Annotated in this window: 12 protein-coding genes and 1 other RNA gene; 3 read left to right on the top strand and 10 right to left on the bottom strand. The window is 33.2% G+C overall.

The features are described from left to right. Nucleotides 1–7: 7 nt before the first annotated feature. Nucleotides 8–2128, bottom strand: a complete 2121-nt coding sequence (locus GGR32_RS09215) for an O-antigen ligase family protein (RefSeq protein WP_183477912.1) — start codon at nt 2126–2128, stop codon at nt 8–10. A gap of 93 nt (nt 2129–2221) precedes the next feature. Next, nucleotides 2222–2522: RNase P RNA component class A (gene rnpB, locus GGR32_RS09210), an RNA gene on the bottom strand. Nucleotides 2523–2628: 106 nt separating this feature from the next. Here rnpB and dnaX point away from each other — a divergent pair. Genes dnaX through GGR32_RS09195 form a run of 3 tightly spaced genes read left to right on the top strand, consistent with a single transcriptional unit; the run spans nt 2629 to nt 5900 of the window. Then, complete coding sequence (gene dnaX / locus GGR32_RS09205; protein WP_183477911.1) at nt 2629–4344, top strand: DNA polymerase III subunit gamma/tau; 1716 nt, start codon at nt 2629–2631, stop codon at nt 4342–4344. A gap of 2 nt (nt 4345–4346) precedes the next feature. Beyond that, the gene (locus tag GGR32_RS09200; protein ID WP_183477910.1) at nt 4347–4928 is read left to right on the top strand and encodes a MiaE family protein; all 582 of its coding nucleotides are present in this window, start codon (nt 4347–4349) and stop codon (nt 4926–4928) included. A gap of 15 nt (nt 4929–4943) precedes the next feature. Further along, a complete protein-coding gene (locus GGR32_RS09195) occupies nt 4944–5900 on the top strand; it encodes a bile acid:sodium symporter family protein (RefSeq protein WP_183477909.1) in 957 nt (318 codons plus the stop codon). 19 nt (nt 5901–5919) lie between these two features. Here the strand turns inward: GGR32_RS09195 and GGR32_RS09190 are convergent, their stop codons facing one another. From GGR32_RS09190 to pyrR, 8 genes are read right to left on the bottom strand one after another with little or no spacing between them, the layout of a single operon-like run. Continuing rightward, complete coding sequence (locus tag GGR32_RS09190) at nt 5920–6822, bottom strand: Ppx/GppA phosphatase family protein (protein ID WP_183477908.1); 903 nt, start codon at nt 6820–6822, stop codon at nt 5920–5922. Between the two features lie 9 nt (nt 6823–6831). After that, nucleotides 6832–8907, bottom strand: coding sequence for a polyphosphate kinase 1 (ppk1, locus tag GGR32_RS09185; RefSeq protein ID WP_183477907.1), 2076 nt, complete (start codon nt 8905–8907; stop codon nt 6832–6834). Between the two features lie 7 nt (nt 8908–8914). Further along, nucleotides 8915–9409, bottom strand: a complete 495-nt coding sequence (locus tag GGR32_RS09180) for a SixA phosphatase family protein (RefSeq protein WP_183477906.1) — start codon at nt 9407–9409, stop codon at nt 8915–8917. Nucleotides 9410–9451: 42 nt separating this feature from the next. Continuing rightward, on the bottom strand, nt 9452–10099 hold the full coding sequence (pdxH, locus tag GGR32_RS09175; RefSeq protein ID WP_183477905.1) for a pyridoxamine 5'-phosphate oxidase: 648 nt from the start codon (nt 10097–10099) through the stop codon (nt 9452–9454). 59 nt (nt 10100–10158) lie between these two features. Beyond that, on the bottom strand, nt 10159–11067 hold the full coding sequence (locus GGR32_RS09170; RefSeq protein ID WP_183477904.1) for a ribonuclease Z: 909 nt from the start codon (nt 11065–11067) through the stop codon (nt 10159–10161). 7 nt (nt 11068–11074) lie between these two features. After that, entirely contained in the window at nt 11075–11410 is a 336-nt protein-coding gene (locus GGR32_RS09165; protein ID WP_183477903.1) for a ribonuclease Z, read from the bottom strand. Between the two features lie 14 nt (nt 11411–11424). Beyond that, nucleotides 11425–12351, bottom strand: coding sequence for an aspartate carbamoyltransferase catalytic subunit (locus GGR32_RS09160; protein WP_183477902.1), 927 nt, complete (start codon nt 12349–12351; stop codon nt 11425–11427). Further along, a complete protein-coding gene (gene pyrR, locus GGR32_RS09155) occupies nt 12348–12899 on the bottom strand; it encodes a bifunctional pyr operon transcriptional regulator/uracil phosphoribosyltransferase PyrR (RefSeq protein WP_183477901.1) in 552 nt (183 codons plus the stop codon). The genes GGR32_RS09160 and pyrR overlap by 4 nt, the downstream gene beginning before the upstream one ends. Nucleotides 12900–13434 lie beyond the last annotated feature (535 nt).

Raw genomic sequence — 13434 nt, 5'->3', positions numbered from 1 at the left:
CTAAAGTTTATCTCCTATTTTGAAGGCTATGTAACTTAGCATTTAAGTTTTGTATTTTTGTATCTTCAGGATATAATTCTGCTGCTTTTTGAGTTTCACTCATAATAAGTGTTGTATTTTCTTTCGCTCTTATTAATGAATAAATGTAGGTTCTATGCACTTCGGCTTGTGGACTATATTTTGAAAACTCTTCAAACATTGGTTTCAAATCTTCTACATGCCCCGTTCGTTGCGCCATAGCCATTGCTGTTTTGTAATAACTAAGGTTACGAGGTCGGTTATAATATGCTTTTTTAGCATATTTATATGCACTATCAGGTTTATTCATTTTATCATAGGCATTACTTTTTAAGTAATAATCATAGCCTGTATAAGGACTATACTGATGGATACTATCTAAAACCTTTACAGCTTCTGCATATCGTTTTTCTAGCAATAAATACCTACTTAATTTATAGCCAATTGGTTCGGTATCTTCTGCTAGGTTCGGAATTTTAGGCAACTCTTTCACCAAACTATTATAATTGTATGTAGGCTTTACAGGAATACGTTTACCTTCCGGTTTAGATAAATTTTGCTGTTGCCTTTTATTTACTGCACTTAGATCGGCTATCATTTTCCCTTGTATTTTGTAAGACACATAGGTGTTATAATTAATTACTGTAACTATTAAACCTAACACTAATAAAGAAACAGCTAATAGTTTAACCAACCCTACAGGTTGCTTTTCAATTACAGATTCTTCCGATAATTTTTCCTGATAGCTTAAATATACTGCCGCAATAAGTCCGATAATTAATCCAAACCATATTTGCATAGGAGGCCTATTAATAGGAAAGTTAAACATGCAATCCATAAAATATCCTGCTAAAGCCACAAACCCAATTACAGCAACAATTTTAACGTTATCTGGATAATTATTTTCCTTATCCCTTAAAATTTTAATTATCAATAATAATGAAGCTATAAAAATACCTAAGAATACCAAAGAATTAATAATACCAGATTCTGCTGCTATATTTACAAACTCATTATGTGGGTGCCTTGAAAAACGGTTTCCGTCTGTTATTGTTCTATAATACTTCGGAATATAAAGCTCATAATTTCCAAAACCATAGCCCTGTAAAGGTTTATCTTTGATTAAATCAAAACTATATTCCCAATATTTCACACGAACCTCTTCTTTTACAGGCCTACCCGTAATTATGTTAGCAGGTTTCTTTTCTTGTGCCAATACACTTACTGGTTTATGTGGCCTTGTATTATTTTGATGAATAGTTTTATAAATAAAATAAGAAGCAACCAATACAAACGCATAAGAAGCTGCTAGGTAAATAAACCTTGTTTTTTCTTTAGTTTTAAAAAATAAATATCCTAAACCTCCTAGCATCAAAACACTTTGCCCTACAACAGATAGCATTCCTGCCCTAGAGCCTGTAAAGAAAATAGTCATAAAGCTTAAGAAAAGTGTTACCGCAACAGCTATTCTTACCCACCATTGTTTATACACAATTGCTGCATAGGCTACAAAAGGAAACTTTACCACAAAAGCAAAAGCAAAAACATTCTGATTTCCCATTGCCCCTTTAGTTGCTCTTCTTAAGGTGCTGTAATTTTCACCATCTGCAATACCTCCTAAAATAGCAGATACCGCATCAAACGATTCATAAAAAGCAACACCTGTAATAACAAGTGCTAATATTTTTAAAACTTCTATACGTTTATAAAGTAAACAAAAAAATACAAACGCCATGGTAACAACAGGCGTTAATGCCGCATAAGCTACTATACTTTGCCCTACATTTATTGATTGTAAAATAGAAACTCCTGAAAGGATAAAGAAAATAGCTAATAAAATAAGAAGTATATTTTTCTTAAAAACAGCATTTATCAAATTCAATTGCTTGCTGTTAAAAAAAATATAACCTAACCCGAAAAGATTTACTACAGAAATTGCTAACCACTGAAATCCTTTATAATCTATTTGTCCTTTAATCGCTATTGTTTCTATAATAAAATAAGAGGACAAGATTAAAATTGGAATAAAATGCTTGGTAAACAAATTAACTTTTTCTTCTTGATTTTTAGAATGCTTTGTAGTTGCTTTCCTTTTTTTGGAGTTTTTCATAAATACTTAAAAGATTGGTGTATTTGTTAAAAAAACTAAAAATACTTATTTTTATTGAAGTCGGCAAAATCAAACAAGAAATTTTGATTTATAAAATAAAGTAGGTCTATAAGCCGGATTCTGTACTCAAAAAATGAGTTCTTATCATTTATCTAGAATTTTTGTTACCAAAAATCTCTTAGCTGCCTACCCTCCAACATCGACCGAGCTATCTATAACGCTGGTATACATGGCATTGCACCGCATAGAGTTTACCTGATTTCACTACAGCATTACCTGTACATTCTTTCTGTTGCACTTTTCCTAACCTCACGGCCGACGGCTGTTAACCGCTATGCTGCTCTATGGTGTCCGGACTTTCCTCTCCTTACAGAGCGATAAGACGACCTACTTTACGGCAAAGATACTACTTAGATTACAAAATCATACTTAAAACTTATTTGTTTGTTACATGTGTTAATTGGTTGTTATACTTAAACTAACTTTATATATTTGCGGTAATGGAGCAATTTATAGTATCAGCACGAAAGTATAGGCCCGAAACATTTGAAGATGTTGTTGGGCAACAAGCAATTACCAACACCTTAGAAAACGCCATAAACAATAATCACTTAGCACAAGCTTTATTATTTACAGGCCCGCGTGGTGTAGGAAAAACTACTTGTGCTCGTATTCTGGCAAAAAAAATAAATCAATACGCTTCTGACGATAACACAGAACAAGATTTTGCCTTCAATATTTTTGAGCTTGATGCAGCCTCTAACAACTCGGTAGATGATATTAGAAACCTTATCGACCAAATAAGAATACCACCACAAGTAGGTAAATACAAAGTATATATTATCGATGAGGTTCACATGCTATCTTCTTCTGCTTTTAATGCCTTTTTAAAAACATTAGAAGAACCGCCAAAACACACTATCTTTATTTTAGCAACCACAGAGAAACATAAGATAATCCCTACCATATTATCGCGTTGCCAAATTTTTGATTTTAAAAGAATCACCGTAACCGATGCCAAAGAGCACCTCGCAAAAATTGCCTTAAAAGAAGGCGTAGAAGCCGAAGATGATGCCCTACACATTATTGCCCAAAAAGCCGATGGTGCCATGCGAGACGCCTTATCTATTTATGACCGAGTAGTAAGCTACTGCGGAAATAAACTTACACGAGCTGCCGTTACCGAAAACTTAAATGTGTTGGATTACGAAACCTATTTCAAATCGACAGATTTAATTCTAGAAAACAACATCCCCGAACTCTTATTACAATTTAATCAGATTCTGGCAAAAGGTTTTGATGCACAACACTATATAAACGGTTTAGCTTCTCATTTTAGAGATGTATTGGTTTGTAAACATCCGGAAACCATTGCACTGCTTGAAGTTGGCGAACAAATTAAAACCAAGTATTTAGAACAATCAAAAAAATGTAACCGCGAGTTTCTTTTAGAAGCAATAGACTTAGCAAATACTTGCGATTTACAATATAAAACCAGCAAAAATCAGCGCCTGTTAGTAGAGCTCTGCCTTATGCAAATTGCCTCTATCACTTTTGATGGAGAAAAAAAAAAGCCTAAACACTTTATAATTGCTGCAAGTCATTTTGCTCAAGTAATCCCAAACAATCCACCACCTATTGTTCAGCAAAATGTTGCAACAGTAAAGGAGGAGAAGGAGCCTTATACCAAAGCAACAAAAAACACTCAAAGTATAACTACTGAATCTTCTGCTACTGTTAAGTTAACTTCAGAAAGAAAGAAAAAAACATCTGGACTTTCCCTAAAAAGTATCCGAGAGAAAAAAGAGTTATTAAAACAACAACAGCTCAACAAACCAGAAGAAAAAGTTTTAAATCAGAATTTTACAGAGCAACAACTCCAAGAAGCTTGGGTTGCTTATGGGGAAATTTTGAAAGAAAAAGGACAAAAAATCCTCTATTCTATCATCAAAACAGATACCCCAAAATTAGAAAACAATAAAATAAAAGTTGTGTTACCCAATGCAACAATGAAAATTGATTTAGAACGTGCACAAGGAAAACTATTAGCCTACCTTGCCGAAACACTTAACAACAACCAGTGCCAGCTAGAAATTTTAGTAAATGAAACTACGGCAAAGAAGTTTGCTTTTACACCTCGAGAAAAATACGAGCAATTAAAAGAAAAAAACCCACTATTAGATAAATTACGAACCACCTTTGATTTAGAATTATAATTATGCTTGGCCTAAAATTACCTACAGACCCTAGATGGGCAAACATTGCCTCTAAAAACATAGAAGAAATTTTAATAGACCACGCTTGGTGTGAGCAAAAAGCAGCATCTACTGCCATTTCCTTAATTATAAATTATCCAGAATATCCAGAACTTGTAGAAGAAATGATTGCCCTTACGGAAGAAGAAATGAGCCATTTTAAAATGGTACATGATAAACTTACCGAAAGAGGTTACACCTTAGGTTGGCACAGAAAAGATATTTATGTAACCGAACTGATGAAGTTTTTCCCAAAAGGCGGCAGCAGAAAAGACCAACTTATTCACCGCTTATTGTATGCAGGACTTATTGAAGCCAGAAGTTGTGAGCGTTTTAAATTGCTATCTGAACAGCTTGAAGATAAAGAGCTTAAACTTTTTTATAAAAAACTAATGATCTCGGAAGCCAATCATTATACTATGTTTTTAAATTTTGCCAGAAAATACGGTAACCCAGAAGAAGTAAACAAAAAATGGCAAGATTTACTTACTTACGAAGCTAAAATTATCCAAAGCTTTAGCGATGGTGAGAGCATACATGGGTAACACTCAATAAACGGTATGAAAGCAAACCTATTTGTTGGCGCACTAATTTTAACCATAATTTTTTCCTATTTTTTTCCAAATCTAGGGAGTTATATTCCGCTTAATACCATCACAGATATAGGCATTGGGTTTATTTTCTTTTTTTATGGATTAAAACTCTCGGTAGATGAACTAAAAAGAGGCATGCAAAACAATAAATTACATGTACTTATACAAAGCTTTACCTTTTTTGTTTTTCCGTTAACAATATTCGTTATTCAACCCTTTTCAAATCTATTTTTAACGCCAGAAGTTTGGTTAGCTTTTTTCTTTTTAGCCTGTTTACCCTCTACGGTTTCCTCTTCTGTTGTTATGGTTTCTATTGCTAAAGGCAATATTCCTGCAGCTATATTTAATGCCAGTATTTCTGGAATTTTAGGAATTTTTCTTACGCCTTTTTACATGAGTTTTTTCTTAAAAGGGCAAACAGATTTTAGTTTTTCTGAAGTTCTTATCAAACTTTTTCTACAAATTATAATTCCTCTTATTCTAGGGTTTCTATTACGGCATCCGCTAGAGGTTTTTGTAAACAAATACAGAACTAAATTAAGTTTGATTGACAAAATGAGTATTATACTTATTGTTTACAATAGTTTTAGCTTATCGTTTAACGCTAATATATTCGAGCAATTTTCAATAAAAAGTATTCTAATCTTTCTGCTTATTGTTGGTTGGCTATTTTTTGGTATCTACTTTCTTATTTCTATGCTTTCTAAAAAGTTAGGTTTCTCTGAGGAAGATCAGATTACCGCAAAATTTTGTGGTACAAAAAAATCTTTAGTGCATGGTTCTGCTATGGCAAAAGTAATGTTTAGCGGGCAAGCGAGTATGGGGTTATTTCTTACTCCTATTATGCTGTATCATATTTTCCAGCTTATTGTTGTTGCTATTTTTGCAGAAAAATATAACAAGGAAAATTCTGATAACACCTAACGAAAATTAAGTTACGTCGTTATTCGTTTTCTTCTAATCCTTCATTGTATAAAGATTTTATAATTCCGTCTGCAAGACCTATTTTTGGAACATAAACAGAGCGTGCTCTACTCCATTTCATTGCCGACAAATATATTTTAGTTGCAGGGATAATTACATCTGCACGATCTTCGTTAAGATTTAACTGAGAGATTCGCTCTTCGTAAGTTAATGAGTTGAGCAATTGATAATAAGAGCTTAAATAAAGATAAGAAAGTGGTTTGCCTGCCTTTTTTCCACTAGATTTAAATATATTATTAATATTTCCTCCACTTCCTATCAGGGCTATATAACTATAAGGTTTGGTTACTTTTTTAATCCAGGTTTGTACTTCATCCCACAATTTATCATTTACCAAGTTATTAAGTAAACGTACCGTACCTAATTTAAACGATTTTGAGGTTATATTTTTCCCTTTAGAAAACAAAGTGAACTCTGTGCTACCTCCGCCCACATCTACATAAAGGTATGTTTTATCGTCTTGTATAAGGTTATGTAAATCTGTTGCTGCAATAATGGCGGCTTCGTGCTTTCCATCTATAATTTCAATTTCTATCCCCGTGGTTTGGTAAATCTCTTTAGCCAGAGCTTCTCCATTTTCGGCATCACGCATAGCAGAAGTAGCACAAGCTTTATATTTTTCTATTTGGTAGGTACGCATTAATAGTTGATAAGCTTTTAAACTATCTAACACCCGCTGTTTATTTTTTTCTGAAATTTTTCCTGTAACAAAAACATCTTCTCCCAAACGTATTGGTACACGAACTAAAGAGGTTTTCTTAAAAGTTGGCGTTTTACCCTCTGGTTCTGTAATGGTAGATATTAATAAACGTATGGCATTAGAGCCTATATCTATAGCTGCGTATTTTTTTATTTTTAACACGTATAAATTTTAAGTTTTATGTTGGTTGGCTAATTTTTCTAAGTAATAATTGTATGTAGCAAATTGGCTTCTATTTTTTGGTTTACTGTTGGTTCGGTATGTATTTTTATTCCCAAAAAAATCGCGTGCTTTTACGTTATCGTTCCAGCATATCATAAAAGTATCTAACAATTCTTGTTGTATATCTTCTTGATATATAGGACAAGATATTTCTACCCGATGATCTAAGTTTCGAGTCATCCAATCTGCCGAAGATATGTAATATTTAGGGTTTCCTCCATTCTCAAAAATATATAAACGTGGATGTTCTAAATATTTATCTACAATACTAATGGCTTCTATGTTTTTGCTCATTCCCTCGACTCCTGGTATCAAAGAGCATATTCCGCGTACAATAAGTTGTATTTTCACACCTGCTCTACTGGCTTCGTATAGTTTATCTATCATCCCATAATCAGACAAACTGTTAAGCTTTAGTTTTATTCCACTAGGTTTTCCTTCTTTTGCATTTTTTATCTCGGTATCAATAAGCTGTACAAATGTTTTTCTAGAATAATGTGGTGATACAATAAGGTGTTTGTATTTATTCACCTTATAATTCATATCGAAAAAATCAAACACTTTATCTACATCCTTTAAAATTTGCTGATTGGCAGTAAACAAGGTATAATCGGTATAAATTTTTGCGGTATTTTCATTAAAGTTTCCTGTACTTACAAAGCCATAACGCTTAATTTTCCCTTCTTCTAAACGTTCTATCACACAAGCTTTACAATGTACTTTAAGCCCAGGAACACCAAATATTAAGCGTACCCCCTCTCGCTGCATTTGTTCGGCATAACGAATGTTGTTTGCCTCATCAAAACGAGCGCGAAGCTCTATGGCAACCGTTACTTGTTTTCCGTTTTTTACGGCATTAATCAGTGAGCTTGCGATGTGCGAAAATTCTGCTAATCGATAAATGGTTATTTTTATAAATTTTACTGCGGGATCTAAAGCGGCTTCTCGTAAAAACTTTACGGTATAAGAAAAAGTATGATAAGGTGTGTATTGCAGAAAATCTTTTTCTGTAATTCTATTAAAGATACTTTCTTGAATATTTAAACCTACAATTGGTAATGCTTGATATTTTGAGTATAGCAAATCTTTTTGCAAGCTAGGGAATTTCATATAATCACGACGGTTATGGTATCTTCCTCCTGGGATAATACTATCAGAATCGTCTATTTCCATTTTTGTTAGCAAAAAGTTTAAGGTATCTTTTGCTATTGTTTTATCATAAACAAAACGCACGGGCTGCCCTTCTACCCTATCTTTTATACTGGAAAGTATTTTATCGATATAGCTTTTACTTAAATCACCTTCCATATCCAATTCTGCATCACGTGTTATTTTTATCATATGTGCAGAGATTTCATCATAATCAAAAATATTAAACAAGCTCTTTAGGTTATAACGAATCAAATCGTCCAAAATGATGATATAACGGTTATCTCCATCGCTTGGTATTTCTACAAAACGATTTATACCTCGTGGTATTTCTATCAAAATATATTTTATACGAGCTTCTTTATTTTCTGTGGCTTTTAGCTTCATTCTTACAGCTAAGTATGCTGCGCTATCTTTTAACCTTGGTATTTCGTCTAGATCATCTAACAACAAGGTTACTAATGCTGGGGAAACTTTTTGTAAAAAATAATCGTGAACAAACTCTATTTGATGCGGAAGAATTTCTGTTTCATTTACAATAAAAATTTTATGCGCTTTTAATTCTTCTTGTATATCTTCTAATATTTTCAGGCTCTCAGTTTGTAGTTCGATAACTTTTTGTGTAATTTCTTTAAGAAGCTTACTTGCTTTTATTCCGCCCAATACCTTTTTACCGGCTTTACCGGCTTGGTCTATTCGTTTTACCGTAGCATAACGCACTTTGAAAAACTCATCTAAATTGTTGGAAAAAATCCCCAAGAACCTAAAACGTTCGATTAGCGGTACAGAAGTATCTGCTGCTTCTTGCAATACACGTGCATTAAACTGAAGCCAACTAATTTCCCTGTTAATGTATTGGTTTTTACTTTTTTTCATCTAAGTTTTATTTAAACATTTTAGGAAATAGTTTCAAAGTTGTTTTCCCTTCAGCAAAACTTGCCCATGATTTCACATCTGCTTCTATCACAATAAGTCCTGTGGTTGGTATATTGGCTATTTCTTTATTTCCTAATAAGTTTGCAACCTCTGTAATTGCAGGGTTGTGCCCAAAAAGCATGCAGGCGTTACTTTTTTCTTCTAAAGTATAAATTACGTGTAACAACTCCTGCGTATTAAAAGTATATAGGTTTGATAACACATTAAAATCTTTAGGAGTTCTGGCTAAGGTATCGCTAAACAATTTAGCTGTTGTAAGCGCTCGTTTTGCAGGACTTGTATATACCTGGTAGGCTTCTTCAGAAATTTTTTCTGCATTAAAGGCTTTTATAATTAATTCTGCATCTGTGAAACCTCGCTTTTTTAGAGGTCTATCAATATCTTTTAATGCAGGATCTGCCCATGACGATTTTCCATGCCTAACAAGAATGAGTCTTTTCATTTCTATAAAATTATGCTGTATGTTATGCTTTTAAAATTTTTATTATGGAGCTAAGCGTGTAATATTCCACACTCCCTTTTCATTTTTAGTGTATAAAATTCTATCATGTAGTCGGTTTGGCCTACCTTGCCAAAACTCTACAGTTTTTGTTTTCACCAAATACCCTCCCCAATGTTTTGGACGAACAATAGGTTCATCTTTAAACGTTTCCTGTAGTGTAATTAATTTCTCTTCCAAAACATTACGGCTAGCTATTGGTTGACTTTGATTAGATGCCATTGCTCCTAAACGGCTTCCGATAGGTCTGCTATTAAAATACGCATCCGACTCTGTTTCTGATATTTTTTCGGCAACGCCTTTAATAATAATTTGCTGCTCTAAAGCTGGCCAAAAAAAAGATAAGCAAACATGTTTATTGTTAGCGATTGCTTTTCCTTTTTCGCTTTGATAATTGGTGTAAAAAACAAAACCTAAATTGGTGATTCGTTTAAGTAAAACCACTCTATTTTTAGGAAAACCATCTAAACCTATAGTGCTTAACGTCATTGCATTTACTTCCTCAATGGCATCGCATTTTTCGGCATTCTGAAACCAATCCTGAAAAGTTTCTATGGGATTTTTTGCTAGTTTATCTTCCTCTAAACTTGCCCGTTGATAGTTTTTTCGGTAGTTTTCTAAGTTTTTTTCCATACTGCAATTTACAAGAATCTAGGTTAAGGAAAAAACAATCTAGGAAAGTTTACATTTCTTTAATCAAACTTAAATTTTTTCCCGTCTTCTGCCAATAAAACTTCCGGAAAAACTTGTTCTGCTTCTTGTTTAAACACTTCTATACTTCCGTACCTGGTAGAGTAATGTCCTAATATAAGTTTTTTTACCGCTGCCATTTTTGCTAAAGTTGCTGCTTGTTTTGCGGTTGTATGCTTGGTTTTTTCGCATAGGTGTTTATGCCTTTCTAAAAAAGTAGCTTCATGGTATAATACACTGGTGTTTTTTAGCTGTGTTGCTAGTTCTGGTTTAAAGGCAGTATCGCTACAAAAAGCATAACTTTTAGGCGGTGGTGGCGGTGCTGTAAGCAGTTTGTTTGCGATAAGATTTCCGTTGTTATCGGGAACATCTTTTCCTTTTTTTATGCTTTTATAATAAGCAACATCTATTTGATATTCATCAACTTTATCGATAAGTAATTTCCGATCACCTAAGGCTTCTTTAAACAGAAATCCGTTGGTGTAAACACGATGGTCTAACGGAATTGTTTCTACGCTAACTTTATCGTCTTGGAATATAATTTCCGGTGTTTTTTGTTCTAACTCATGAAAATACAATGGAAAACCTGTCCATGATTTACTCAGCTTAAGTTGTAAAGTTATTATTTCTTTTATTCCCTTTGGTCCATAGATATGCAAAGGCGTTTTCCTGTCTAACAACCCAAATGTAGCTATTAATCCGATTAACCCGTAAAAATGATCGCCATGTAGGTGAGAGATAAAGATATGTTTTATCCTAGAAAATTTAATTTTTTGCCGCCTCAGCTGAGTCTGTGTTCCTTCGCCGCAATCTATTAAAAACAAATGGTTTCCTATTGATAGAACTTGCGAAGTAGGCCTGTGCGATGTAGTAGGTGTTGCGGCATAACAGCCTAATATTGCTACTTCCATAATCTAATTAAAAAACGTCTAAATCGCGCTCTATATCTTCCATTTGGATAATATCTTCGGCTTCTAAAAGCGTAGGAACTACAATAAGCTCTTCTGGGATATCTTCTAGTAGCAACGAATTATTTATAATTACAAAAGAATGTTTGGCTGCTCTATGTTTATTGGCTAATTCTTGAAAAAGAAGCAAGTTATCTATTGTAATTTGCTCGTTTTTTTGTAAATCAATAATTATATTTCCAGCTTCTACTTCTTTATAAGCATCGCTAATAGCCTGAAAGAGAATTTCTATATTTTCATCTTCGCCTACTATAATCGAATAGTTTTCTTTTGTAATAATATTCATTTCTAAAAATAGATTTATTTTAATTTTGAAGCTAATAAATAGATAACTGCCATACGTATAGCTACGCCGTTTTCTACCTGATTTAATATAATGGCATGCTTAGAGTCGGCAACATCGCTCGTAATTTCTACCCCTCTATTGATTGGTCCTGGATGCATGATTACAATTTCTTTATCTAGTTGTGCTAAACGTTGTTTAGATACGCCATATTGCTGTACATACTCTCTAGTTGAAGGAAAATAACTAATTTCCATACGTTCGTTTTGTACGCGTAACATATTAGCTACATCGCACCAAGCTAAGGCTTTATCTAAGTTCAGTTCTACTTCTACGCCTAATTGCTCTATATATTTTGGCAATAATGTTTTGGGTCCACAAACCTTTACTTCTGCGCCTAGTAATTTTAACGCATAAATATTACTTAATGCCACACGGCTATGCAAAATATCCCCTACTATTACCACTTTTTTTCCTGTAACATCGCCTAGTTTTTCTCGTATAGAATAACTATCTAATAATGCTTGGGTAGGATGCTCGTGGGTACCGTCTCCTGCATTTACGATACTTGCACCTATATGCTTTGAAAGAAAAATTCCGGCTCCTGGATTGGGGTGTCTCATCACCACCATATCTACTTTCATTGCCAAAATGTTATTTACGGTATCGATAAGCGTTTCTCCTTTTTTTACAGAAGAAGAAGCGGCAGAAAAATTAACCACATCTGCACTTAAACGTTTTTCTGCAAGCTCGAAAGATAATTTGGTACGTGTACTGTTTTCAAAAAATAAATTAGCAATGGTTACATCTCTAAGCGAAGGCACTTTTTTTATAGGTCTATTGATAACTTCTTTAAATTTATCGGCCGTTTCGAATATTAATCGAATATCTTCTTCTTTAAGGTATTTTATCCCTAATAAGTGATTTACACTTAATGTACTCATATACTTGATTCTTTATTTATAAGGTATACACTATCTTCCCCGTTATTTTCTTCCCAATTTACAATGACGCGCTCGTTATTAATAGCATCTACTTTCCTACCGTTATAATTAGGTTGTATGGGTAAATGCCTACTAAAGCGTCTATCTATCAAAGTAAGTAGCTCGATGGTTTTTGGCCTTCCAAAAGATTGTATTGCGGTTAATGCAGATCTAATACTACGCCCCGTGTACAATACATCGTCTATAAAAATTACATGTTTATCTTCTACTATAAAATCTATATTGGTTGCATTTGCATGTAATGGCTCTTGACTACGTCTAAAATCATCTCGATAAAACGTAATGTCTAATTGCCCTAAGTTTATGGATGGAATTTGGTAATCTTTTTCTAATTTCTCTTTTATTCGATGTGCCAAAAATACACCCCTAGGCTGGATTCCTATTAATACACTTTGAGAAAAATCGTCATGCTTCTCGATAAGCTGACATGCCAAACGATGAAGGATAATATCTATTTCTCGGGCACTGAGTAGTAATTTCTGGCTCATTATATTTTATATACATCGATTTGAATACAAAAATATATAATTCCGAAGAACTTCCCATTATGATTATAAAAAAAGCTGAAGCATCTTTTACAACACTCCAGCTATTTATAACTTAACTTTACTCAACTTGTTTTTAAGCCAGCTTAAAAACTCTTTCATACCTATTAGATGTTTATAGTAAAATAAAGTTGCGTTATGATGTTTAAAAAAACTTGATAAAATTATTGGACTTTTTGTTTATTGCTGCTAACGCAAGTTTAGTATCTAAATACCCGTTGTACATTTAAGCAATATCAACTTTTAAATTATTGATGTTTCTATTGAATTTAAACTATTTAATAACCGTCATCACTATAATTTGAATTTTAAATTCTTCAAAAGAATTTAGTATAATTCCTTCAAATCATAAATTGATTACAACGTTGAAAACACTAAAAACACATGTATAAACGATTAGACATGTCAACAAAAAAAAAGCAGTAAACACTTAGTTTACTGCTTTTTACTATAATTCTAGTAATCGATATTAATCGTA

Origin of the sequence: Mesonia hippocampi, assembly GCF_014197445.1 — a bacterium.
Taxonomy (GTDB): domain Bacteria; phylum Bacteroidota; class Bacteroidia; order Flavobacteriales; family Flavobacteriaceae; genus Mesonia; species Mesonia hippocampi.
This window is presented reverse-complemented; position numbering and strand designations above follow the sequence as displayed.